The organism is Nocardia tenerifensis NBRC 101015 (assembly GCF_000308715.1).
Taxonomy (GTDB): Bacteria; Actinomycetota; Actinomycetes; order Mycobacteriales; family Mycobacteriaceae; genus Nocardia; species Nocardia tenerifensis.
Genome location: NZ_BAGH01000577.1, coordinates 1 through 21,777, shown reverse-complemented (window position 1 = coordinate 21,777; position 21,777 = coordinate 1). Strand labels below are relative to the sequence as shown.

The window sequence follows — 21,777 nt, the reverse complement described above, 5'->3', positions numbered from 1 at the left end:
CCGGCGCCTTGCCGTGCAGGGTCTGGGCGTCGAGGGAGCCCTCGCCGGTGATCACCAGCCGCGCGCCCTCGACCTGCTCGGCGAAGGACATCAGCTCGAGGATCAGCTCGATGCCAGGCCGCACCGTCGCGCCGAGGAAGGCGAGCGCGGCGTACGCCGACCCCGCCCGCCGCGCCCGCGCCCGGCCGGTCCGCCACGTCCGCGCCGAGGTCGCGCTCGACGATCGACGCCAAACGTGCCAGGCCCCACTCCAATTCGTCGACGTCGCCGGGGCGCGCGCCCTTCTGCGGGCCGTAAACCTGTGCGGCGCCGCGCGGTCCGAGCAGCGGGTTGTCCACGTCGGAGGCCACGATCACCGGAACTCGTACCATGTCACCGGTGTCGATGCGGGCCAGGCGGGTCAGCGCCGCACCGCCGTGCGGGAGTTCGCGATCCCGGTCATCGAGGAAGCGGACGCCGAGGGCCTGCATCATGCCGACGCCCCCGTCCGTGCACGCGCTGCCGCCCAGACCGAGCACCACGCTGCGCGCACCGCGGGCGGCGGCCGCGCGGATGAGCTGGCCCGTGCCGTAACTCGTTGCGGTGAGGGAGGTTTGGAAGGTCGGCCGCACCGGCAGCCGACGCAGGCCGGACGCCTCCGCCAGTTCGATCACGGCCGCCTCGCCCCTCATCGCGAACGAGGCGGCCACCGGCGTCCCCAGCGGCCCGGCGACGCTCGTCTGGAAGCGGACGAAGCCCGACTCCACCACGGCGTCGACCGTTCCGTCGCCCCCGTCGGCCACCGGCGCGGTGACGACGGGGACGTCCGGGCGCACCCGGCGGAGTCCGGCCGCGATATGCGCGGCGACCTGGGGCGCGGTCAGCGACCCCTTGAACTTGTCGGGGGCGACGACGCAGTGTCCCTCGCGCCACCCGCCGCGCGCACCCGTCGAGCGGGCGGCGTCCGGCCCGCTCACCGGCCGCCGCCGACCGGCTCGGGCGACGGTTCGATGGCCACGGTGGCGGTGGGCGCGTCCGCGGCGGACAACGCCAGTTCCTCGAACTCGACGATGTTGTCGATCTCCAAGCCCATCGACACGTTGGTGACGCGTTCGAGGATGCACTCGACGACCACGGGCACCCGGTGTTCGGCCATGAGCTTCTTGGCGTCCTCCAGGGCCTGGCCGATGCGATCGGGTTCGAAGACGCGGATCGCCTTGCAGCCCAGGCCTTCCGCGACCTTGACGTGGTCGACGCCGTAGCCGCCTACCTCGGGGCTGTTGATGTTGTCGAAATCGAGTTGGACGTAGTAGTCCATCGAGAAGTTGCGCTGGGCCTGGCGAATGAGGCCCAGGTACGAGTTGTTCACCAGCACATGGATGTACGGGATGTTGAATTGCGCGCCGACGGCCAATTCCTCGATCAGGAACTGGAAGTCGTAGTCACCGGACAGGGCGACGACCGTGGCGTCGGGGTCTGCCGTGGCGACGCCGAGCGCGGCGGGCAAGGTCCACCCCAGTGGCCCGGCCTGGCCCGCGTTGATCCAGTGTCGTGGTTTGTAGACGTGCAGGAGTTGAGACGCCTGGATCTGGGACAGGCCGATGGTGCTGACGTAGCGCACGTCGGGGCCGAACGCCCGGTTCATCTCCTCATAGACCCGCTGGGGCTTGATCGGCACATTGTCGAAGTGAGTCTTGCGCTGGCCCAACTGTTTCCGTGCCCGTACCTGGGCCGACCAGTCGGCGCGGTCGCGCAGTGTGCCCGCCGCCGCGTGCTCCCGGGCGACCTCGATGAACACCTTCAACGCGGCCCCCGCATCGGAGGTGATCCCGAAATCCGGAGCGAACACCCGACCGATCTGCGTCGGCTCGATATCGACGTGCACGAAAGTCCGGCCCTGGGTGTACGTTTCGACACCACCGGTATGGCGGTTGGCCCAGCGGTTGCCGATGCCGAGCACGAAATCGGACTCGAGCATGGTCGCGTTGCCGTAGCGGTGGGAGGTCTGCAAGCCCACCATGCCCGCGTGCAGGTGGTGGTCGTCGGGGATCGTGCCCCACCCCATCAGCGTCGGCACCACCGGAACACCGGTCAACTCCGCGAACTCGACCAGCAGGGCGGCCGCGTCGGCGTTCACGATCCCACCACCGGCCACGATCAACGGACGCTCAGCAGCATTGAGCATTTCGATCGCCTTACGCGCCTGCGCACGCGTGGCCGCCGGACGATGCACCACCAACGGCTCATACGTCGCGATATCGAACTCGATCTCGGCCACCTGCACATCCACCGGCAGATCAATCAACACCGGACCCGGCCGACCTTCACGCATCAGCTGGAACGCCTTCTGAAACGTCCCCGGCACCTGCGCCGGCTCCAACACCGTCACCGCCCACTTCGCCACCGGCCCCGCGATCGAGGCGATATCGACAGCCTGGAAATCCTCCTTGTGCAACTTGCTCACCGGCGCCTGCCCAGTGATACACAGGATAGGAATGGAATCCGCACTCGCCGAATACAACCCGGTGATCATGTCCGTCCCAGCAGGCCCCGACGTGCCGACACACACCCCGATATTGCCCGCCGCAGCACGCGTATACCCCTCCGCCATATGCGAAGCAGCCTCCACATGCCGGGCCAGCACATGCTTGATGCCCCCATGCGCGCGCATCGCACTATAGAACGGATTGATCGCCGCCCCAGGCAAACCGAACGCCTGCGACGCCCCCTCCTTCGCCAAAATCAACACCGCGGCATCGACCGTACGCATCCGAGCCATGCTCAACGCTCCTTGTTCTGGCGCACGCCGCGTGTTTGCACAGCGTGCATCTCGGCACGGTCGGCAGGTTCGGCGCTACGCACCCAGCCGTCGGGCAGGTGGACGCCGCACTCCTCATGACGCGAGACGCCCTGCGCCACGGGCATTCTCATGCCTCACCCCGTCCGGACAGCGCCTCGGCGACCAGCAGCAGGCCGGAGTGGTCGAGCGCGCCGTAGCCCATGGCCCGGCCCGCCGCGATCAGCTGCGCGGTGAGCGCGCCCATCGGGATGGACACCTCGGCCTCGCGCGCCGCCTGCAGGATGATGCCCATGTCCTTGTGGTGCAGGTCGATCCGGAAGCCGGGCACGAAGTTGCGGGCGAGCATGGTCTCGCGCTTGAGCTCGAGGATCTTGCTGCCCGCCAGCCCGCCGGCCAGCATGTCGAGCCCCTTGGCCGCGTCCGCGCCGAGGTTCTCCATCAGCAGGATCGCCTCGGCGACCAGCGCGTAGGTGCCGCCGACGACCAGTTGGTTGGCCGCCTTCACGCACTGACCCGCGCCGTTGCCGCCGACCAGCGCGAAGGTCTTGCCGACCGTCTCGAAGATCGGTGTGGCCGCGGCGAAGTCGTCGGCGGACCCGCCGACCATGATGGACAGCGCCGCATTGATCGCGCCGTTCTCCCCGCCGCTCACGGGCGCGTCGAGTACCCGCAGGCCGTTCTTCGTCCCCTGCTCCGCAGTCCACTTGGCGGTCTTGGGGGTGATGGTGGAGAAGTCGATGTAGAGCGCGCCCGGGGCGGCGTGCGCGAGGATCTCGGGGAAGACCTGCTCGATCTGCTCGTCCTGCGGCAGCATCGTGATGACGATGTCCCTGTCGCGGACCGCCTCGGCGACGCTCGCGGCGACGGAACCGCCTGCCTCCTTCAGCTTTTCGAGCCCTTTGGGGCCGATGTCGTAGCCGGTGACGTCGTGTCCGGCCCGCACGAGGTGCCCCGCCATCGGGCTACCCATGATGCCGAGGCCGATAAAACCGATCGTGCTCATGCCTGCATCCACTTCCAATCAAGCTCGGGGTCTTTGTATTCGAGGCCGATCCAGCCGTCGTAGCCTGCGGCGCTGAGGGTTTCGAAGAGGGTGGCGAAATCCAGGTCGCCGGTGCCCGGCCTGCCGCGGCCGGGGTCGTCCGCGATCTGCACATGGCCGATGTACTGGGCGTAGGACTTGATGACCTGGATCAGGTTCTCGTCCATGCGCGCAAGGTGGTAGAGGTCGCAGAGGAAGCGCACGTTCGGCTCGCCGGTGCGCTCGATCACGCGCACAGCGTGCTCGGCGCTGACGATCGGATAGTGCGGGGACTCATGCGCGTTCAGCGCCTCGACCAACACGGTGGCGTCGACGCGGGCGGCGGCGCGCGCGGCGAGCCGCAGGTTCTCCAGCGCGAGCTCGTCCTGCCGCGCCGGGTCCTCACCCGCGACGCGGTTGCCGTAGAGGGCGTTGAGCGCGCGACAGCCGGTGCGCTCGGCGATGCCGACCGCCACGTCGATATTGGCGCGGAACTTGGCGACTTCGGCGGGAACGGATACCAGGCCCCGCCCGGCCGGAATCAGATCGATGAAGTTCAGCCCGGCCAATCGCACGCCGGCGTCCCCGATCGCGCGAACGAACGCGTCGATCTCTTTATCACCCGGCGTGGGATTCTCCCCGAAGGGCCACCAGAATTCGACCGCATCGAAACCTGCGGCCGCGGCGGCGGCGGGACGTTCCAGCAATGGCAGATCGGTGAAGAGAATAGAACAGTTGACGTCGAATTTCGGGAGGCCGGACTCCCCGGCGTAATGCTTCACTCAGCTCCTTCGCGGTATTTCTTCCAGCTGCCGATGCGGGTGATGTCGATCAGCTCCGGGTACGAGGTCGGCGGGCGGCGCAGCACCATCGACAGGACCGACCTGCCGTCGTCCAGCTCGATCGCGCCCAACTCGAGTTCGGGTGGCTCCGCGGGTAGCAGGCTTTCGCGCAGCACGTCGAGCGGGACGTCGAACAGTTCGCCCAGGATCGAGTGGCCGCCGTCGGGCGACGGGTCGAGCCCGGGAAAGCGGTCGCCGACCGAGAAGAATCGGTAGCGCGGAGCGGTTCTCGCCGCACCGGCGAACGGCGCGCCGTTCAGCAGATGGTTGAGCGGCCCGCCGCGCATGGCGGAACCGTTCAGAAAAATCAACGGCATTATCGGTTCCTTTTATGTCGAATTTCACCAAGTATGCGGGTTTTACGCGCCGCCGGGATAGATGAGATCACACCGAAGCCGTGCCGATAATCCGCAGCGGATTTCGTATGATGCTCCAGCGCAATAGGTTCACCAGGTGGGCAGTAAATCCCGATGGATGGGTCCCTCGCCGGCGCTGAGCGGTCGCGTCGAGCCGCCGCGCCGGACGGCCACGATCTCTGCGGCGATGGCGACCGCCGTCTCCTCGGCCGTGCGACCGCCGAGATCGAGGCCGATGGGCGAGTGCAGCACGGCCAGTTCGGCTTCCGAGAGACCGGCGGCGCGGAGGGCGGCCATCCGGTCCTCATGGGTGCGCCGCGAGCCCATCGCGCCGACATAGGCGACCTGCGACCGTAACGCCTTCTCCAACAAGGGAATATCGAACTTGGGGTCGTGGGTCAGCACGCACAGCACGGTGCGCGGGTCCACCTCGGTGCGCTCCAGGTACCGGTCGGGCCAGTCCACGACGACCTCGTGCGCGTCCGGGAACCGCGCGGGGGTCGCGAAGATCGGGCGGGCGTCGCAGACCGTGACGTGGTAGCCCAGAAACCGGCCGATCCGCGTCACCGCGGCCGCGAAATCTATCGCGCCGAAGACGACCATGCGCGGCGGCGGCACGTGGGACTCCACGAAGACGGTGACCTCGCGGTCCCCGCAGCCGAGCACCCGCACGCCGGTGGCCGCCGCCTCGAGCATCGCCCTGGCCTCGGCCACGACCGTCGGGTCGACACGCGCGCCGAGCGTCCACCACGGTCCCAAAGCCGTTGTGGCGCCGGTGTTCAGGTCACGCACGAGCGCGACCGGTCCGACCGAGCGCAGCATCGCCTCGATCGCCTCGCGCTCGGCGGGCGTGATCGGCTGGACGAACACCTCGATCCGCCCGCCGCAGGTCAGCCCCACCGCGAAGGCGTCGTCGTCGCTGTAGCCGAAGGTTTCGCGCACCGGCCGCCCGGTGCGCAACGCCTCGCGGCAGAGCTCGTACACCGCCCCCTCGACGCAGCCGCCCGAGATGCTGCCCAGGACAACACCTTCGGCGTTCACCGCGAGGGCCGCGCCCGGCGGCCGCGGCGCGCTGCCGCTGACGCCGATGACGGTGGCGACGGCGTAAGTCTTACCCGCCGTGTGCCATTGCAGAAGCTCTGCCGCGAGGTCACGCATTCTTGTTCTCCGCTGTTCTATCCGCCGAGCAGTAGCTCGATGGCACTGATGCCGAAGTACCCGGCGAAGACGACGCCGACCACCCAGATGAGCCAGTGGATCTCGCGGAACTTGCCGCGGGCCGCCTTGATCACCACGTAGGCGATGACGCCCGCGCCGACGCCGTTGGTGATCGAGTAGGTGAACGGCATCAGCACGATGGTCAGGAAGGCGGGCACCGCCACCTCCAGGTCGGCCCAGTCGATCTTGCGGGCCTGGGTCATCATCAGCGCGCCGACCAGCACGAGGGCCGGCGCGGCGGCCTGGATCGGCACCACGGCCGCGAGCGGGGTGAAAAGTACTGCCAGACAGAACAATCCACCGGTCACCACGCTGGTCAGCCCGGTACGCGCGCCCTCACCGACGCCCGTCGCGGACTCGACGTACACGGTGTTGCCCGCGCCGCCGCTGACGCCGCCGACGATCTGGGCGAGGCCGTCGATGGTCAGCACCTTGCCGAGACCGGGCATGGTGCCGCGCTCGTCGAGCAGTCCGGCCTCGTCGCAGACCCCGAACACGGTGCCCATGGCGTCGAAGAAGCCGGTGAGCACGAGGGTGAACAGCACGACGCCCGCGACGAGCCCGCCCGCCCTGGCGAATCCGCCGAACAGGTCGATGTTCAGCAGCAACCCGAAATCGGGCGCGGCGAAGAACCCCTTCGGCGTCTCGGGCACCACCGGACCCCACGTCTTCGGGTCGATCGTCGCCAGCGCGTTGACCGCGATGGCGAGCACCGTGGCGACGGCGATGCTGATCAGGATGGCGCCGGGCACCTTTCGGATGAACAGCGCGAGCATGAGCAGCAGCCCGACGGCGAAGATCACCACCGGCCACCCGGACAGGTGCCCGCCGACGCCGAGCGTGACCGGCGGTCCGGTCTGCGCACCGTGGCCGACCACGCCCGCGGAGACCAGGCCGATCATGGCGATGAACATGCCGATCCCGACGCCGATCGCGTTCTTGAGCGCCAGCGGGATGGCGTTGATGATCATCGTGCGCAGGCCGGTCGCGGCCAGGATCACGATGATCACGCCCATCAGCACCACCAGGCCCATGGTCTGCGGCCAGGTCATGTGCGGCGCCGCCTGGAACGCGACGACCGGCACGACGCCGAGGCCGGCGGCCAGGGCGAGCGGTACGTTGCCGACGAGGCCCATCAGGATGGTGCTGAGCCCGGCCGAGAACGCGGTCGCGGTGGTGAGCTGGGCGATGCTCAAAGTGTTGCCGTCGATATCCTGGACCCCGCCGATGATCAGCGGGACGAGCAGGATGACGTAGGCCATCGCCACGAAAGTGGTGATGCCGCCGCGAATCTCGCGGGAGACGGTGGTCTTGCGGGCGCTCAGCCGGAAGAATCGGTCGAGCGGGGACCTACCGGTGACCGGCTCCGGGACGGCGGAGTGGGTCTGGACTTGGGTCATGGCGTTGCCCTCCTCGGGGCATGGCCGACCTGCGAACCGGCCGCGGTGGCCGGTTCGCGTGGTTCGGTTCTGCTGTTGTGGGGTCCCTACCGCGGTCGCTGGACACGAGATACGGTCTGCCCCTGTTGATCAACTGCTCCGGATGATGTCTTCCGGACGCACCGGCACTCGGTTGATGTGCACGGTTCCCCCCGCGGATCGGCAGGCGTCCCGTATGGCCGAGACGATCGCGGGAGTCGAGGAGAGCGTGGGTGGCTCTCCGGCGCCGCGCAGCCCGTATGGGGCGTGCGGGTCGGCGTTCTCGAGAATCTCGAGCCGCTGTGGCGGCGAATCGAGAATCGTGGGAATCAGATAGTCGGTGAACGACGGATTGAGCACCTTGCCGTCGCGGACCTGGATCTCCTCCATGACCGCGAGGCCGAGGCCCTGGGCGGAGCCGCCGTGGATCTGGCCCTCCAGCGAGAGCCGGTTCATGATCTTCCCGACGTCCTGGACGGCGTCCAGGGCGACGACCTTGACCAGGCCGAGTTCGGTGTCGACGTCGACGACGGCCCGGTGCACGCACAGGGCGAGCTGGGTGTGGCTGTCGCCCTGGCCGGTCACCGGATCCATGCCCGTGGTCGGGCGGTGATGGAATTCCCTTGTCTCCTCGACGATCTCGTCACCGAGCAGGTCGACCAGCGCGGCGTAGACCTCGCCGTCGCGGGAGACCACCTTGCCGCCGACCAGGCGCAGGCCGCGCGCCGCGCCGAAACGTCCTTGGGCCAAGGCGAGTACGCGCATCCGCACCGCCTCGCACGCGGCCTTCACCGCGCCGCCGGTCATGTAGGTCTGGCGGGAGGCCGAGGACGAGCCGGAGCTGCCCACCTGGTTGTCGGCCGGGTGGATGGTGACCTTCTCGACGCCCAGCTCGGTGCGCGCGATCTGCGCCTCGACCGTCACCAGGCCCTGGCCGACCTCGGCGGCGGCGGTGTGCACCAGCGCGACCGGCTCGCCGCCGATGACCTCGAGCCGCACCCGCGCCGTGGAGTAGTCGTCGAAACCCTCGGAGAAGCAGATGTTCTTGATGCCGACGCCGTAACCGACGCCGCGCACGACGCTCTCGCCGTGGGTGGTCTGCGACGCGCCGCCGGGCAGGTTCCGGATGTCGGCGGGGTCGAGGGGCGCGGGCAGCGGCATATCCCTTGCCTGGCCGAGCATCTCGGCCATCGGCATCGGCGCGTGCACGACCTGTCCGGTCGCCAGCTTGGAACCCTGGCTCACGGCGTTGATCTGGCGCACGCGCACCGGGTCGAGCCCGACCGCCTCGGCGATTCGGTCCATCATCGACTCGTGCGCGAAACACGCCTGTACCGCGCCGAATCCGCGCATCGCGCCGCACGGCGGGTTGTTCGTGTAGACGCCGTAGGCATCGATCTCGAGATGCGGAATCTCGTAGGGCCCCACCGCGAGTGAGGCCGCGTTGCCGGTGACGTTGAGCGTGGCGGAGGTGTAGGCGCCGCCGTCCAGCACAATTCGCACCTTGGCGAAGACGATCCTGCCCGCGCTGGTGACGCCGTACTCGTAGCGCATCCGCGCGGGATGCCGATGCACGTGCCCGAAGAAGGACTCCTCGCGGTTGTACATCATCTTGACCGGCTTGCCGGTGTAGAGCGCCAGCATGCCCGCGTGGATCTGCATGGACAGGTCCTCGCGGCCGCCGAACGCGCCGCCGACGCCGGCCAGCGTCATCCGCATCTTGTCCTCGGGCAGGTCGAGGCAGGGACCGATCTGCGTCAGGTCCCAGTGCATCCACTGGGTGGCGACGTAGAAGTCCAGGCCGCCGTCCTCGTTCGGCACCACAAGCCCGGACTCCGGACCGAGGAACGCCTGGTCCTGGATGCCGACCTCGTAGTCCTCGGTCACCACCACGTCGGCCAGCGCCCGGCCGACCGCCATGTCGCCGACCCGGACCGGCTGATACCGGGTGATGCCGCCGCGCTCCTGCACCTTGTGTCTCTCCGGATCGGCGACCACGGCGAGCGGGTCGACGATCGGCTCCAGCACCTCGTACTCGATCTCGATGGCTTCCATTGCGCGCCTGGCGATCTCGGGATGGTCGGCGGCGACCAGGGCCACCGGCTCGCCCTGGTGGCGGACCTCGTCGATGGCGAGCACCGGCTGGTCCCAGGTGTGGTCGAGCCCGTACTTCTTGCGGCCGGGCACGTCCTCGTGGGTCAGCACGGCGTAGACGCCGGGCAGCGCGAGCGCCTTGCCGAGGTCGACGCGCACGATGCGGGCGCGGGGGTGCGGGCTGCGCAGCGTGGCGCCCCACAGCATGCCGTCCATCCACAGATCCGAGGAGTAGGCGAACTCGCCCTTGACCTTCAGGGTGCCGTCGGGGCGCAGCGGGCTCTCGCCGATGCCGCCCTTGCCCGGCGCGGCGACCTCGCCGGGGAATCGCGTGGTGCGTGCGGTGGTCATCGCCTCTCCTCTCGCGGGCGCGAATTCGTACAGCGGGCCTGCCTCGTCATGCCTGTCCCCGCATCAGTCGTTTCCTGGCGGCGGCGCCCGCCCGGCCGACCGCGTCGTGCGCGACCGTGCGCAGCTCGTCGTTCTCGACCACGGTGCGGCCGCCGACGAGCAGTCGCGCCAGCGGCGGTGTCGGCCCGAAAACCAAGGCGCAGACCGGGTCTTCGACGGCCGAGCGGAATCCGTCCACCCGCCACATCGCGAGATCGGCGAGCTTGCCCGGCTCCAGGCTGCCCAGCTCGCGCTGGCGGCCGAGATTGCGTGCGCCGCCGAGCGTTCCGAGCTCGAGGGCCTGGCGCGCGGTCAGCGCGGTCGGTCCGTGCACGGCCCGCTGGAACAGCATGGCCTGGCGCATCTCCCCCGCCATCGAGGTCAACTCGCTGGAGGCGGCGCCGTCCACGCCGAGCCCGACCGGCGCGCCCGCGCGCAGCAGCTCCGAGACGCGGGCGATACCGGCGCCGAGACGAGCGTTGGAGCTGGGGCAGTGCGCCGAGCCGGTGCCGGTCTCGGCGAAGCGGCGGATGTCGGCGTCGTGCAGGTGCACCGCGTGCGCGAACCACACGTCCGCGCCGAGCCAGCCGAGCTTCTCCATGTATTCGACCGGGGTGCAACCCATCTGCTCGCGGCAGTGCTCCTCCTCGTCGAGGGTCTCGGCGAGGTGGGTGTGCAGCCGGACGTTCTTGCTGCGGGCCAGCAGCGCGGCGTCGATCATCAGCCCCTCGCTCACCGAGAACGGTGAGCAGGGCGCGACGGCGACGCGCAGCATCGAGTCGAACGACGGATCATGGTACTTGTCAATGGTTTCCGCGGTGTTCACCAGGATCTCGTCGCGGTCCTCGACCACCTCGTCGGGCGGCAGGCCGCCGTCGGACCGGCCGCGGTCCATCGAGCCGCGGCACGGATGGAACCGGAGGCCGAGCTCGTGCGCGGCCCTGACCTCCGCGTCGAACAGGTCGCCCCGGCCCTTCGGGAAGACATAGTGATGATCGCTGCTCGTGGTGCAGCCGGTCAGCGCCAGCCAGCCCAGACCGGCCGCGGCGGCACCGTAGACGACCTCGGCGTCCATGCCTGCCCAGGTGCGGTAGAGACCGGTCAGCCATTCGAACAGCGTCGAGTCCTGGAACAGGCCCTGGGTCGCCCACTGATAGAGATGGTGGTGCGTGTTGACCAGGCCGGGCGTGACCAGGCAGCCGGTGCCGTCGATGCGCTGCGCGCCGGGGACGGCCGGCGCCGGTCCCGCGCCGAGGGATTCGATCCGGCCGTTCGCGATCACCAGGTGCCCGGACGGGATCTCCGGGCCGACCACCGGTGCGATATAGGCGTTCTCGATGACGACGCCGCCTGATTGCGTAGTCATTTCGCCGCCTTCCGCTGCGCCGCGAGGCGCACCGCGTCGAGGATCTTCTCGTAACCGGTGCAGCGGCAGAGGTTTCCGGCCAGCGCCTCGCGGATCTCCACGTCGGACGGGTCGGGGTTGCGCTCGATCAGGTCGTGCGCCTGGACGATGAGACCCGGTGTGCAGAAACCACACTGGACCGCGCCCGCCTCCACGAACGCCTGCTGCATCGGGTCGAGCCGCGCGCCCTGCCCGAGGCCCTCCACGGTCCGCACCGAGCAGCCCTCGGCCTGACCGGCGGCCACCAGGCACGAGCACACCGGCGTGCCGTTCAAATACACAGTGCAGGAACCGCATTCGCCTTGCTCGCAGGCGTTCTTGGCGCCGGGCAGGCCCATTCGCTCGCGCAGCATGTAGAGCAGGCTCTCGCCCTCCCACACGTCGTCGACGGTCTCCTTGGCGCCGTTCACGTCGAAGGTCACGCGCATCAGGCTGCCTTCCTTTCTGCTAGGTAGTCCGTCCATGCCCACCCCAGTGTGCGGCGGGCCAGCACCGACAGGGCGTGCTTGCGGTAGTCCGCGGTGCCGCGGACGTCGTCGATCGGTTTAGCGGCGGCCGAGACGAGCGCGCCGAACTCGCGCAGCACCCGCTCCGGCAGCGGGGCGGGGTCGTGCCAGGGCAGCTCGGCGGCGAGGAACTCCTCGGCGGGCACCGCGCGCAGCGGCGTCGGCCCGGCCGAGCCGATGCCGGTGCGCACCGTGCCCGCGCCCGGGTACAGCGCGACGGCGAACGAGCACACCGCGATCACCATGGCGTTGCGGGTGCCGACCTTCGAAAAGTACTGCGGCCCTTCGGCGGGCGGCAGCCAGATCGCGCGGATCAGCTCGTCGGACTCCAGGGCGTTCTTCTTCACCCAGACGTAGAACTCGTCGATCGGGATCATCCTGGCGCCGCGCGCGGCCGACTCCACCTCGATCACGGCGTCGCCCGCGAGCAGCGCCGGATGGGTGTCCCCGGCGGGCGAGGCGGCGCCGAGATTGCCGCCGACGGTGCCGCGGTTGCGGATCTGCGGCGAGCCGACGGTGCGGGAGGCCTGGGCCAGGCCGGGCAGCCGATCGCCGAGGCGGTTGATGAGTTCGGTGTAGGGCACGCCCGCGCCGATGCGCAGCCTGCCGTCGATCTCGGTGTGCTCGAACAACTCTCGGCACGGGTTGAGGTCGAGCAGGGCGACGGGGCGGCCCTTGTCGAAGTTCAGCTCCACCATGACGTCGGTGCCGCCCTGGATGGGGGTGGCGTCCGGGTGGGCCGCTTTCAGGGCGAGGGCGTCGGCCCAGTCGTCCGGTCGCAGGAAGTCCATCGTCACTCCCACGCCGGGCCGGCGGCGGGCGCGTCGTCGCGCAGCACGGTGCCCTCGATCAGGCCGTACGGACGGTCGGCGGCGTAGAACACCTCGTTGTCGTTCGTCAGGCCGAAGGCGGACAGGTCGACCACGAAATGGTGCTTGTTGGGCAGCGACAGCCGCACCTCGCCGATCTCCGGGCAGGTGGTGAGCACGCGCTCGCCCATCGCGTACAGCGTCTGTTGCAGTGAGTAGCTGTAGGTTTCGGCGAAGGCCTCGAGCAACGCGCTCTTGGCCTCGCGGTAGGTCTTGTCCCAGTCGCTCGGCTCGCCGATGAAGCGCCACTCCGCGTTGACCTCGGTGGCGAGGACGCGATCGTAGGCCTCCTGCAGGGTGGTGTACTTGTCCTTCAGGTAGCCGTGGAACTCCGAGCCGGTGGAGTTCAGCACCACCAAGCCCTGCAAACCCGCTACTACCCAAGCCTTTTCACCGTCGTAGTGCACCCGCGCGGTGCGAGTCTCCTGAGCCGAGCGGACAAAGGAATGTTGCTTGTCACTCGCGTCGAGAACGATTCGCTCCCAGGCGAATTCCTCGATGCTCACCCGCGCGTGATGAATGGTCGGCTGCGAATCGACGAAATGCCGTGCCAGCAGCAGGCCGAACGCCTCGGGTGAGGTGATGCCGTGTTCCTTGGCGAACGCGAACACGGTGTTCTTCTGCGTGTCGGTCGTCAGGACCGCGCCGTTGTCTCCGGTCAGGTGCACCTCGTCCATGGCGCCGGCGAGCGCGACACTGACGTTGAGATCGCGGATCTCGTGCACGCCACCGTTTTTCGTCACGCCGACGACATGGGTCTCCGCTTTGCCGTACCGGTTCGGTCCGAGCTTGATCGACATTGTTCAGCTACCTCGATAGGTGGAGTAGGAATACGGACTGAGCAGCAGCGGCACGTGGTAGTGCGCGGCCGGGTCGGCGACGATGAAGTCGATGGCGACCGAGGGGTAGAAGGGGCTGATCTCGCCGGTGTCGAAAGTCAGCCGGTGCGTGCCGGTCTCGGGCGCGGGCAGGTCTTTCACGCGGCCGTCGTCGTCGGTGCGCCGCTCGGCGAGCACCGTGCCGTCCGCGCGCGACAGGCGCACACGCAGGCCCGCGGCGGGGCGGCCGGTCACCGCGTTGAGCACGTGGGTGGACAGACTCACCCGTCCCCCAACAGCTTTCGCACGCGCAGGCGGGTGATGTCGGCCAGCTCGCTCTGCACCTTGATGCGCTCGTCCGGCACGGAGTTGTCCAGCCGCCTGCGCAACTCGGCGAGGATCTCCTCGGCACTGCGGCCGGTGGCGCGGATCAGGAAGACATGGCCGAAGCGCTCCTCGTAGGCCAGGTTGCCCGCGGTCAGCTCGGCTCGCACGGCGGCGTCGGCGCTCGCCGCGCCCGACTGCTCGCCGCGCGACCACGCCGCCTCCTGCTCGGACAACTCCGCCTTGGCCCGGTCGCCGATGCGCGGGTGCGCCGACAGCGCCTCCTCGACCTCCGGCCAGCTCAGCTCGCACACCGCGGCCACGGCGGCGGCGGTCGCACTCGCGGCGTCGGGGTAGGGCCGCGAGGCCGCCACCTTCTGCGCCCACCGGCGCGACGCGCAGCAGGTCAGCAGTTCCTGCTCGGCCTGGTCCGGCGGCAACGAGTTGAGCCATCCGATGTCGCGTGCCATCTGACCTCCTCATCGGGGTACGCGAATGTGTTCCGCAAGTACACCCGGCGGATAAGAGCGCAGCTAGAAACGAGAAATCTGAACTGTGCGCCAGTTCACACCCCACTCTTCGTACGAATGTCCAAGGGCGTTCACCAGGGGGGCGACTGTTAGCCTTCGCAACGTGCGCCTTCGATCACTGCTCTCCATGGCGGACCTCGGGCTCGAACTCGTCACCGGCGAGGAAGAGCTGGATCGGTTCGTTCGCTGGGTGGTGACCACGGACATGCTCGATCCCGGTCGCTACCTCTCCGGCGGAGAGTTCGTGCTCACCGGCATGCAGTGGCGGCAGGAGCCCGCCGACAGCGAGGTGTTCGTCCGGGCGCTGGCCCAGGCCGGGGTGGCGGGCATGGCCGCGGGCGACGCCAGGTACGGCGGTGCGCCCGCCGACGTCGTCGAGGCCTGCCGCAGGCATCGGATTCCGCTGTTCCGGGTGCCGGAGACCGTCGCGTTCGCCGCGGTCACCGAGCAGATCACCCGCAATCTGTCCACCGGACGGGCGGCCGATCTCACCGCGATCCTCGACCGGCATCGCCGGCTCGTCTCCGGCGCGGGCCTCGGCTCGGTGCTCGAACTCATCGAACGCGATCTCGGCATGCGCTGCTGGGTGGTGTCGTCCACCGGGCGGACGGTGGCCGGGCCCGCCGCGTCGCCGCCGGTCGAGGTGACCGGGGTGTTCCTCAGCGCGCGGCGGCTGCCGTGCGCGTTCGTGCACGCGGGCAGCCGGTTCTCGCTGTTCGCGGTCGACGAGCATCGGACATCGCGGGCCGCGGACTGGTTCCTCGTGTTCGAGGGCGACTACACCGAGTGGCCCGAGGAGCGGCGCGCGCTGGCGGGTGAGCTGGCCGCGGTCGTGTCGCTCGAGCGCGCGCGGCAGGACGATCGGCAGAGCGCCGAGGGGCGGCTCGCGCAGGAACTCATCGAGCTGATCGTCTCCGACGCCAAACCCGCCGAGATCATCTCGCGGCTCGAGCTCACCGGGTTGGGGCCGGCCGAGACCTATATCGCGGTCGCGGCCGCCGCCGACGACACTTTGCGGCCCGGCGAGTTACGCGTGCTGCTGCGCGAAATCCTTTACGGGAGAAGGCCGGCCGCCGGGGTGGTGGACGGCGAGGCGATCGCGTTGATCCCGGCCGGACCCGACACGCCCGTCATCGACGAAATCAACCGTGCGGTAACGGCTTTGGAGCCCGGACTACGTGGCAGCCGACTATCCGTGGGTGTCAGCGGGGTGGTCGACGGTGAGGGCCTGCGCGGCGCCGTCGAGGAGGCTCGCTACGCCCGCCGCATGGCCGCAGGCCGTCATCAACCCACCAGCGTGGTCGGCCACGACGAACTGGCCACCCACATGCTTCTGCTCGCCTCCGTCCCCGACGAGGTCCGCCGCATGTTCCGTCTGCGCCTGCTCGACCCCCTCACCACCTACGACCAGGACAACCGCGCCGACCTCGTGCACACCCTCGAAACCTTCCTCGAGGTCTCCGGCTCCTGGACCAAATGCGCCGACCTCCTCCACGTCCACGTCAACACCCTCCGCTACCGCATCCAACGCATAGAAGAACTGACCGCCCGGGACCTCTCCCGCCTAGAAGACCGAGTCGACTTCTTCCTAGCCCTAGCCCTCCGCTGACCCCACCCACTGAGCGCACTTCCCTTGGCCCACAACAACTCTCACGCGTCCGGGGAGCCGACCTGGGTGATTTTTCGGGTGCCTAGGCGGGTCATGAGGTCTTGGTGGAGGATGCGGAGGAGGGTGGTCAGGTCGGCTTGCTGGGCGGGGGTGAGGCTGGAGAGTAGGTCGGATTCGCGGCCGAGGACCTGGTCGACCAGTTGTTCTACGAGGTCGTGGCCGGCGGGGGTGAGGGTGACGGCGACGCTGCGGGAACCGTCGCCGAGGGGGGCTCTGGTGACGAGGCCCTCCGCTTCGGCGCGGGCGACTCGCTGGGAGATGGCTCCGGCGGTGAGCATGGTGTGCTCTTTCAGTTCACGGGTGGTCAAACTGTAGGGCGGGCCGCTGCGGCGGAGGATGCTGAGCAGGTCGAGGGTGGCGGTGTCGGCGCCGGCGGCGGCGAGCACGCGGCGGCGGTCGTCGCCGAAAGCCTTGGCCAGCTGCCATATTCGGGTGACGACGCCGATCCCGTCGACCGGCGTCCCTGGCCGCTCCCGGTGCCACGCCAGCGCGATCGCGTCGACCGGATCGTTGTCGTCCATGCCACTCCTCGGTTGCGTTTAGGTCTAAACCTTGTCTACGTTTAGATCTAAATGTAGTCGATGAAGGAGACGAACATGGCACGCAACATCGTGGTCACCGGCGGAGCCACCGGCATCGGCAAGGCGATCGCCCGCGTTTTCGCCGCCGAGGGCGACACGGTGGTGATCACCGGCCGCCGGGCCGAGCCGCTGCACGCGACCGCGGCCGAACTCGGCGTCACGGCGGAGGTCTGCGACGCGACCGACCCGGCGCAGATCGAGAAACTGGTCGACCGGCTCCCCGGCCAGATCGACGTGCTGGTCAACAACGCGGGCGGCAATACCGACTTCGACTCGGAGGCGCCGACGGACCTGCGCGCCCTGGCCGCCGCCTGGCGCACCAACCTGGACGCCAACCTGCTCAGCGCGGTATTGATGACCACCGCGCTGCGCGATCGGCTGACCGGCGCGGTCGTGCACATCGGCTCGATCGCCGCGGACAAGGGCGCGGGCGCCTACGGCGCGGCCAAGGCCGGCCTCGCCTCGTGGAACATCCAGCTGTCCGCCGAACTGGGCCCGCGCGGCGTCACCGCCAATGTCGTGGCGCCCGGCTACATCTCGGACACGGAGTTCTTCCGCGACAAGCTGACCGAGGAGCGCCGCGCCTCGCTCATCGCCGCGACACACACCCGCCGCCCCGGCGTCCCCGAGGACATCGCCGCCGCGGTGCACTACCTCGCCTCACCCGCGGCCAGGCAGGTGACCGGCCAGGTGCTGGCGGTCAACGGCGGAGAACGCACCACTCGATGAGACGCGGCACGCGTGGCGGGGCGGGCAATGCGGGTGATCAGGGCAAACCGTGTGATAAGGGCTAGCATGAGCGAGCTGGTAACCGTGAGTTCGCTGATCCTTCGGCGCGCCCCGCAACGAGTGGATCAGTAGGACATGGCCTGCCCCGACCACTTCGGGTGCAGCGCCCCGGATTCGTGGGCAGGAAAGGAGATCCGCTGTGGGTTGCCGTCCGAGGTGTAGCGCTGCCCGGGGTTCGCGGCCAACCGATCCAGCCAGTAGGTCGAGTCGAAGTCGACCGGTGTTGCGCCCGAACGGATTCGGGGCACCGCGGTGGGGTCGAGCGCACCGTAGGGCGACGGGGCAGGCTCGGAGCCGACCAGCATCACCGCCTCGAACGCGTAGTTCGTGCCGTCCCAGCTGCCCGACGTGGCCAGCGCGCGCTCGGCCGGGGAGATGCCGAGCGGCAACGCCATGGTCCGCACCCGCCCCGGCGTCGCCGACCCGATCGCGCGGACGTTGTCCGCCAGCTCGCGCTGGACGCCGGCACTGTCCAGCTGCGCGAGGTTCGCGTGGGTCGCGGTGTGCGCGCCGATCTCGTAACCGTGCGCGACCAGCCACGGCAGCGCCCGCGGATCGTCGGCGAACGGCTGATTGTTGACGTAAAAGGTTGCGGTGGGCGCGAAGTCGGGGTGCTCGGCCCGGAACTGCTCGAGGATGCCGACGGCGGTCTCGGGCGCGACCTTGCCGTCGGCGGTGAACGAGAGCTGGCTGAGGGTGGAGTCGTCGAAGGTGAGCACCACCGGGTGGGCGCCCGCGGGCAGGTCGATGACCCCGGAGACGAAGGCGGACGCGGTCACCGGACGGTAGTTCTCGCGGTAGAGCCGATCAAGCTCGGCCCGGAACTTCTCCGGCGTCTGGTCGTACTCGCTGACCGGGGCGGCCGCCAGCTGGTGGTACATGAGCACGGGCACCACGCCGAGCTCGTCGGCGCCCACCGCGGCCGGATCGGGCGCGGGACTGCTCGAGGGCAACGCGGCCGCGGCGGGCCCGGCGTCGACCGGATGGGCAGAACAGCCCGCCGCGGCCGCGAAGGCCAGCACGGACAGCACAACTCGAACACCGATGGTCGCGTTCTTCGCCATCGGGCAAACGGTACGCGAACTCGACCGGATCTCCGCGTAGGCGACCGGTGGCACTTGTAGCGACGGGCGCGGGCCGAACCCGCGACAGTGAGCGATCTCCGAACGAAAGTTGGTGTGCGCGTTGCTAGAACGACTAGGCGTCACAGGACACCGGCGGTTGGCCGCGGTCCTGGTTATCTCAGTCTTATCAATTCTTGTCGCTTCCGTGACCCTCAGCTCGGTGCGCACCGAGCCCCATGGATTGACCCTCAGCGGTCTTCCCAGCAACTACGTCGGCTCGGCGGCGCTGTCCGCCATGACGTTGCGCGTGGACGCCGGCGACAACGACCCGCACGCCCTGCGGCTCGAGCTCGACGGCCACCCGGTCGACGGCGCCGTCGACGGCAACACGGTCGTGTACCGGCCGGGCGCGCTCCCCGACGGCGAGCACAAGTTCACCGCCGAGATCCCGCCGGATTTCCTCGGATTCCTCCGCACCGGCCCCGGCGCGTCCGAGACCTTCACCGTGGACACCGAGGCGCCGACCCTGGAGCTGACCCAGCCCACCGGCATCACCTCCTACCGCCAGCCGGTCACCCTGCGCGGCAAAACCACAGGCGCCGAGCGCGTGTCGGTCGGCGCCCAGTCGGTGACCCCCGCCGACGACGGGTCGTTCGAGATCGACCTGCCCCGGGCGCAGACCGGCGCCGACGTGGTGGCCGTGGACGCGGCGGGCAACCAGACCGCCGAGGCAATCACCGCCACGATCGAGCAGCCGCCGATCAAGGCGGTCCACGTCACCGCCTACGGCTGGTCCGACGACGGCCTGCGCGAGGACGTACTGGACATGGCCCGCGACGGCCGCATCAACACCGTGCAGCTCGACATCAAGGACGAGGACGGCGTCGTCGGCTACGACTCCCGCGTGCCGCTGGCCCGCGAGTCGGGCGCGGCCACCCCGATCTACGACGCGCCCGCGGCGCTGCGGCAGCTGCACGACATGAACATTCGCGTGGTCGGCCGGATCGTCGCCTTCCGGGACAAGACGATGGCCGAATGGGCCTGGCAGCACGGGCATTCGGACTGGGTGATCCAGAATCCGTCCGGGCAGCCCTACGCCAGCAAGTACGGCCCGATCGCGTTCACCAACTTCGCCGATCCCCAGATACGCAGGTACAACATCGATCTCGCCGTCGAGGGGGCCAAGCTCGGCTTCGACGGGATCATGTACGACTACATCCGGCGCCCCGACGGCGCGCTGACGCAGATGCAGTTCCCCGGCTCCACCGAGTCGCCCACCGTCTCGATCGCCGAATTTTTGCGCGAGAGCCGCGATCCCGTGCGCGACGCGGGCGCCGAGCAGAGCGCCGCCGTGTTCGGCATCGCCTCCACCCGGCCCGAGGAGATCGCGCAGGACATCCCGGCGATGGCGAAGTACGTCGACTACATCGCGCCCATGGTCTACCCCTCGCACTGGAACGCCGGCGAATACGGTGTCGCCAACCCGAATTCGCAGCCCTACGACATCACCCTCCGCTCGCTGCAGGACTTCCACGCCCAGACTCAGGGCACCGCGGCCAAGGTCGTCCCCTGGCTGCAGGACTTCAGCCTCGGCGTCGGCTACGGCCCCGGCGAGGTCCGGGCGCAGATCGACGCCGCGAAAGCCGCGGGCACCAACGGATTCTTCCTCTGGAGCCCGACGGTGCACTACCACCTGACCGCGGGCCCGACCGACTGATCGGCAAGCCCCACGGCACCGTCCCGCGCCCACGGCCGGGACGGTGTCTTCGTGGCTGACACGGAGCCGCGGCAGGCCGTCACGGTGTCCGCAGCAGGCCCCCCGCAACCTCGCCGACGCGCCGACCCACCCGGAACCGCCGCCGCGGTTAGGCTGGTGTAGTGAACGTTGAAGTGACGCGCCTGCCGGGCATCGGTGTGCGCAAGGACTTTCCGGTCAAAGGCGTTCGCCGCCGGGTCGGCGTCATCGATCACAAGGACGGCACGATCTATCTGATCGTGAGTAAGGCGGACAATCCCGAAGCCACCGATCAGATCCCCCTCTCGGCCGCGGAGGCGGCCGCGCTGGCCAATCTGCTGGGCGCGCCGCAGCTGATAGCCCAACTGCGCGAGGAACATCGCGAGTTCGACGGCGTGAACACCAGGCAGTTCTCCATCCTCGGCGGCTCCCCCTACGTCGACCGCGCGCTCGGCGAGACCGAGATGCGGACCAGGACAAGGGTTTCCATCGTCGCGATCATGCGAGGCGGCGCGGTGATCCCGTCCCCCAGCCCGGACTTCGTCTTCGCGGCCGGCGATCTGCTCGTGATCGTCGGCACCGCCGAAGGACTCGACGCCGCCGCCGAAATCCTCACCGACGGCTGACGCCGCTCAGCCGCCGAGCACGTCGAAGACCTCCTCGGCCCGGTCGCGCGCGCGATACATGGCCCAGGCGGCGGCCGCGAGCTCGTCGGGGTCGAGGGTGTGGCCTTCGGACGCACCGAAGCGCACCGGGTCGGCGGTGACCATGCTGTGAATATCGCCGCGCTCGATCAGGCCGCCGATGGTGAGCGTGCCCGCGTAGACCCCGCGATCGGCGAGCGCGGCGTTGAGCGTGATGGCGTAGTTGCGCAGGGCCGCGGAGGGCAGCGCGAGCTGTCCGAGCATGGGCATCGGCCGGATGCTCGACAGGCCGCCCGCGAACAGCAGCGCGCCGGCGCCCCGATCCAGCATGCCGGGCAGCACCTCGTGCACCATCTCGACGGCGGGCCAGACCCAGTCGAACGCGGATCGCGCGGTGGCGACATCCATTTCGGTGAGCGGAGTCGGCTGCTGCGTCGGCCCCGGCCCGTAATAGGCGAGTTCGATATCGCCGTCGCCCGCGATCTCGGCCAGGACCGCTCGCAGGCGCGCGTGGTCGGTGACGTCCGCGACGTACGCACTGGCGTCGATGCCTTGCGCCGCAAGCTCTTTCAGGTAGCCGCCGTGGCGCGCGCCGCCGCGCGAGACGAGCGCGACCCGGAACCCCTCACTGCCGAAACGCCGAGCCGTGGACATGCCGAGACCGGGCCCGACGCCGATGATCACGGCCGTTGGTGCGGTGGACATACATCTCCTTCATTCTGAGG

At 69.4% G+C, this 21,777-nt stretch carries 22 protein-coding genes and 1 pseudogene; 4 read left to right on the top strand and 19 right to left on the bottom strand.

Annotation, left to right across the window (positions count from 1 at the left end; all coding sequences use genetic code 11):
* The 16 genes and pseudogenes from ON39_RS51600 to uraD form a co-directional block, all read right to left on the bottom strand.
* Positions 1–124: glycerate kinase (locus tag ON39_RS51600; RefSeq protein WP_373283772.1), on the bottom strand; the 124-nt coding region annotated here is incomplete at its 3' end.
* An 88-nt stretch (positions 125–212) separates the two neighbouring features.
* Positions 213–956, bottom strand: a pseudogene (locus tag ON39_RS38135) (glycerate kinase); the annotation flags it as partial.
* Positions 953–2,758, bottom strand: coding sequence for a glyoxylate carboligase (gene gcl / locus ON39_RS38130; protein WP_040741471.1), 1,806 nt, complete (start codon positions 2,756–2,758; stop codon positions 953–955). The gene gcl and the pseudogene ON39_RS38135, both read right to left, overlap by 4 nt.
* A gap of 2 nt (positions 2,759–2,760) precedes the next feature.
* Positions 2,761–2,910, bottom strand: a complete 150-nt coding sequence (locus ON39_RS49260) for a hypothetical protein (RefSeq protein ID WP_157195600.1) — start codon at positions 2,908–2,910, stop codon at positions 2,761–2,763.
* Positions 2,907–3,782, bottom strand: coding sequence for an NAD(P)-dependent oxidoreductase (locus tag ON39_RS38125; RefSeq protein ID WP_040741470.1), 876 nt, complete (start codon positions 3,780–3,782; stop codon positions 2,907–2,909). The genes ON39_RS49260 and ON39_RS38125 overlap by 4 nt, the downstream gene beginning before the upstream one ends.
* Positions 3,779–4,582 carry a hydroxypyruvate isomerase family protein gene (locus tag ON39_RS38120; protein ID WP_040741469.1) on the bottom strand — a complete coding sequence of 268 codons (804 nt, stop codon included), beginning with the start codon at positions 4,580–4,582 and terminating at the stop codon, positions 3,779–3,781. The genes ON39_RS38125 and ON39_RS38120 overlap by 4 nt, the downstream gene beginning before the upstream one ends.
* The gene (locus ON39_RS38115; RefSeq protein ID WP_040741467.1) at positions 4,579–4,959 is read right to left on the bottom strand and encodes an allophanate hydrolase-related protein; all 381 of its coding nucleotides are present in this window, start codon (positions 4,957–4,959) and stop codon (positions 4,579–4,581) included. Before ON39_RS38115 ends, ON39_RS38120 begins: the two co-directional genes overlap by 4 nt.
* Positions 4,960–5,088: 129 nt before the next feature.
* Positions 5,089–6,156 (bottom strand): XdhC family protein, encoded by a 1,068-nt coding sequence (locus ON39_RS38110; RefSeq protein ID WP_040741465.1) that lies wholly within the window; start codon positions 6,154–6,156, stop codon positions 5,089–5,091.
* A gap of 17 nt (positions 6,157–6,173) precedes the next feature.
* Positions 6,174–7,616, bottom strand: a complete 1,443-nt coding sequence (locus ON39_RS38105; protein WP_040741463.1) for an NCS2 family permease — start codon at positions 7,614–7,616, stop codon at positions 6,174–6,176.
* Positions 7,617–7,745: 129 nt separating this feature from the next.
* Complete coding sequence (locus ON39_RS38100) at positions 7,746–10,079, bottom strand: xanthine dehydrogenase family protein molybdopterin-binding subunit (protein WP_174412614.1); 2,334 nt, start codon at positions 10,077–10,079, stop codon at positions 7,746–7,748.
* A 46-nt stretch (positions 10,080–10,125) separates the two neighbouring features.
* Entirely contained in the window at positions 10,126–11,484 is a 1,359-nt protein-coding gene (locus ON39_RS38095) for an 8-oxoguanine deaminase (protein WP_040741462.1), read from the bottom strand.
* Positions 11,481–11,951, bottom strand: coding sequence for a (2Fe-2S)-binding protein (locus tag ON39_RS38090; protein WP_040741460.1), 471 nt, complete (start codon positions 11,949–11,951; stop codon positions 11,481–11,483). Before ON39_RS38090 ends, ON39_RS38095 begins: the two co-directional genes overlap by 4 nt.
* Positions 11,951–12,820, bottom strand: coding sequence for an FAD binding domain-containing protein (locus ON39_RS38085; protein WP_040741459.1), 870 nt, complete (start codon positions 12,818–12,820; stop codon positions 11,951–11,953). The genes ON39_RS38090 and ON39_RS38085 overlap by 1 nt, the downstream gene beginning before the upstream one ends.
* A 2-nt stretch (positions 12,821–12,822) precedes the next feature.
* Positions 12,823–13,698 (bottom strand): factor-independent urate hydroxylase, encoded by an 876-nt coding sequence (pucL, locus tag ON39_RS38080; protein ID WP_040741457.1) that lies wholly within the window; start codon positions 13,696–13,698, stop codon positions 12,823–12,825.
* A gap of 3 nt (positions 13,699–13,701) precedes the next feature.
* Positions 13,702–14,001, bottom strand: a complete 300-nt coding sequence (gene uraH / locus ON39_RS38075; protein WP_040741456.1) for a hydroxyisourate hydrolase — start codon at positions 13,999–14,001, stop codon at positions 13,702–13,704.
* Positions 13,998–14,510, bottom strand: coding sequence for a 2-oxo-4-hydroxy-4-carboxy-5-ureidoimidazoline decarboxylase (uraD, locus tag ON39_RS38070; RefSeq protein ID WP_040741455.1), 513 nt, complete (start codon positions 14,508–14,510; stop codon positions 13,998–14,000). The genes uraH and uraD overlap by 4 nt, the downstream gene beginning before the upstream one ends.
* A gap of 163 nt (positions 14,511–14,673) precedes the next feature.
* Between uraD and ON39_RS38065 the strand changes: the two genes are divergently transcribed.
* Positions 14,674–16,179 carry a PucR family transcriptional regulator gene (locus ON39_RS38065; protein WP_040741454.1) on the top strand — a complete coding sequence of 502 codons (1,506 nt, stop codon included), beginning with the start codon at positions 14,674–14,676 and terminating at the stop codon, positions 16,177–16,179.
* Between the two features lie 41 nt (positions 16,180–16,220).
* On the opposite strand, the gene ON39_RS51220 is transcribed toward ON39_RS38065, so the two are convergent.
* The gene (locus tag ON39_RS51220; protein ID WP_040741453.1) at positions 16,221–16,760 is read right to left on the bottom strand and encodes a MarR family winged helix-turn-helix transcriptional regulator; all 540 of its coding nucleotides are present in this window, start codon (positions 16,758–16,760) and stop codon (positions 16,221–16,223) included.
* Between the two features lie 75 nt (positions 16,761–16,835).
* On the opposite strand from ON39_RS51220, the gene ON39_RS38055 reads away from it, so the two are divergent.
* Positions 16,836–17,549, top strand: coding sequence for an SDR family NAD(P)-dependent oxidoreductase (locus ON39_RS38055; protein ID WP_040741452.1), 714 nt, complete (start codon positions 16,836–16,838; stop codon positions 17,547–17,549).
* 125 nt (positions 17,550–17,674) lie between these two features.
* On the opposite strand, the gene ON39_RS38050 is transcribed toward ON39_RS38055, so the two are convergent.
* Positions 17,675–18,673, bottom strand: coding sequence for a polysaccharide deacetylase family protein (locus ON39_RS38050; RefSeq protein ID WP_051187630.1), 999 nt, complete (start codon positions 18,671–18,673; stop codon positions 17,675–17,677).
* Between the two features lie 205 nt (positions 18,674–18,878).
* Here ON39_RS38050 and ON39_RS38045 point away from each other — a divergent pair, with 205 nt between their 5' ends.
* A complete protein-coding gene (locus tag ON39_RS38045) occupies positions 18,879–20,390 on the top strand; it encodes a putative glycoside hydrolase (protein WP_051187629.1) in 1,512 nt (503 codons plus the stop codon).
* A 161-nt stretch (positions 20,391–20,551) separates the two neighbouring features.
* Entirely contained in the window at positions 20,552–21,034 is a 483-nt protein-coding gene (locus ON39_RS38040) for a cation:proton antiporter regulatory subunit (protein ID WP_040741451.1), read from the top strand.
* A 6-nt stretch (positions 21,035–21,040) separates the two neighbouring features.
* Here ON39_RS38040 and ON39_RS38035 read toward each other — a convergent pair whose 3' ends face one another.
* Positions 21,041–21,757: an SDR family NAD(P)-dependent oxidoreductase gene (locus tag ON39_RS38035; protein WP_040741450.1), complete on the bottom strand. Its 717-nt coding sequence runs from the start codon at positions 21,755–21,757 to the stop codon at positions 21,041–21,043.
* Positions 21,758–21,777 lie beyond the last annotated feature (20 nt).

Excerpts from the sequence above, each read along its gene's own strand:
- gcl (WP_040741471.1), bottom strand. The coding sequence starts at position 2,758 with ATGGCTCGGATGCGTACGGTCGATGCCGCGGTGTTGATTTTGGCGAAG.
- ON39_RS49260 (WP_157195600.1), bottom strand. The coding sequence starts at position 2,910 with ATGAGAATGCCCGTGGCGCAGGGCGTCTCGCGTCATGAGGAGTGCGGC.
- ON39_RS38125 (WP_040741470.1), bottom strand. The coding sequence starts at position 3,782 with ATGAGCACGATCGGTTTTATCGGCCTCGGCATCATGGGTAGCCCGATG.
- ON39_RS38115 (WP_040741467.1), bottom strand. The coding sequence starts at position 4,959 with ATGCCGTTGATTTTTCTGAACGGTTCCGCCATGCGCGGCGGGCCGCTC.
- ON39_RS38110 (WP_040741465.1), bottom strand. The coding sequence starts at position 6,156 with ATGCGTGACCTCGCGGCAGAGCTTCTGCAATGGCACACGGCGGGTAAG.
- ON39_RS38105 (WP_040741463.1), bottom strand. The coding sequence starts at position 7,616 with ATGACCCAAGTCCAGACCCACTCCGCCGTCCCGGAGCCGGTCACCGGT.
- ON39_RS38100 (WP_174412614.1), bottom strand. The coding sequence starts at position 10,079 with ATGACCACCGCACGCACCACGCGATTCCCCGGCGAGGTCGCCGCGCCG.
- ON39_RS38095 (WP_040741462.1), bottom strand. The coding sequence starts at position 11,484 with ATGACTACGCAATCAGGCGGCGTCGTCATCGAGAACGCCTATATCGCA.
- ON39_RS38090 (WP_040741460.1), bottom strand. The coding sequence starts at position 11,951 with ATGCGCGTGACCTTCGACGTGAACGGCGCCAAGGAGACCGTCGACGAC.
- ON39_RS38085 (WP_040741459.1), bottom strand. The coding sequence starts at position 12,820 with ATGGACTTCCTGCGACCGGACGACTGGGCCGACGCCCTCGCCCTGAAA.
- pucL (WP_040741457.1), bottom strand. The coding sequence starts at position 13,698 with ATGTCGATCAAGCTCGGACCGAACCGGTACGGCAAAGCGGAGACCCAT.
- uraD (WP_040741455.1), bottom strand. The coding sequence starts at position 14,510 with ATGGCACGCGACATCGGATGGCTCAACTCGTTGCCGCCGGACCAGGCC.
- ON39_RS51220 (WP_040741453.1), bottom strand. The coding sequence starts at position 16,760 with ATGGACGACAACGATCCGGTCGACGCGATCGCGCTGGCGTGGCACCGG.
- ON39_RS38055 (WP_040741452.1), top strand. The coding sequence starts at position 16,836 with ATGGCACGCAACATCGTGGTCACCGGCGGAGCCACCGGCATCGGCAAG.
- ON39_RS38050 (WP_051187630.1), bottom strand. The coding sequence starts at position 18,673 with ATGGCGAAGAACGCGACCATCGGTGTTCGAGTTGTGCTGTCCGTGCTG.
- ON39_RS38035 (WP_040741450.1), bottom strand. The coding sequence starts at position 21,757 with ATGTCCACCGCACCAACGGCCGTGATCATCGGCGTCGGGCCCGGTCTC.